This is a genomic window from Streptomyces sp. NPDC127092 (assembly GCF_042722475.1).
Taxonomy (GTDB): domain Bacteria; phylum Actinomycetota; class Actinomycetes; order Streptomycetales; family Streptomycetaceae; genus Streptomyces.
Genome location: NZ_JBHXFE010000095.1, coordinates 1 through 305, shown reverse-complemented (window position 1 = coordinate 305; position 305 = coordinate 1). Strand labels below are relative to the sequence as shown.

General features: G+C 64.6%; 1 pseudogene. It reads left to right on the top strand.

What is annotated here, in order from left to right:
- Nucleotides 1-305, top strand: a pseudogene (locus tag ACFWJO_RS37220) (hypothetical protein); the annotation flags it as partial.

The following is a 305-nucleotide window of genomic DNA, read 5'->3' as shown; positions in this document are numbered from 1 at the left end:
GGTGTACGGAATCTGCGTCCTCTTCCTGCACGATTCTGGCTTCGCCACCGTCGAGAACCTGCTGAACATCTTCCGGCAGACAGCCATGATCGCCTTGATGGCCGTGGCGGTCACCTTCGTGATCGCCGCCGCGGAGATCGACCTGTCTGTCGGTGCCGTCGCAGGACTTGCGAGTGTCACGGCAGCCATGGGTGTAGCCGCTGGCGGCCCGATCGTCGGCGCCTTGGCAGGGATCGGCACCGGCGTGCTCGTCGGGCTGATCAGTGGAAGCCTGGTGGCCTTTGCCCGGATTCCCTCGTTCCTTG